Source organism: Nonomuraea sp. MG754425, assembly GCF_021699195.1.
In the GTDB taxonomy this organism is placed as follows: domain Bacteria; phylum Actinomycetota; class Actinomycetes; order Streptosporangiales; family Streptosporangiaceae; genus Nonomuraea.
Genome location: NZ_SSXE01000598.1, coordinates 1 through 256, shown reverse-complemented (window position 1 = coordinate 256; position 256 = coordinate 1). Strand labels below are relative to the sequence as shown.

Annotated in this window: 1 protein-coding gene; it reads left to right on the top strand. The window is 70.7% G+C overall.

The genetic code is table 11. From position 1 onward, the window contains the following. A partial coding sequence (locus tag FAF44_RS54135; protein WP_237111248.1) for a hypothetical protein occupies positions 1-256 on the top strand: 256 nt, incomplete at both ends.

The window sequence follows — 256 nt, the reverse complement described above, 5'->3', positions numbered from 1 at the left end:
GTCGACATCATCCTCAACCCGCTGGGCGTGCCCGGCCGGATGAACGTCGGTCAGGTGCTGGAGACCCACCTCGGCTGGATCGCGGCCAGGGGCTGGGACCTTTCCGGCGTCCAGGAGGCGTGGGCCGGGCGGTTGCGCGACAAGGGCTTCGAGAAGATCGCCCCGCGCACCAACATGGCCACCCCGGTCTTCGACGGGGCCCACGAGGAGGAGATCGTCGGCCTGCTCGGCAACACGGTCGCCAACCGCGACGGCG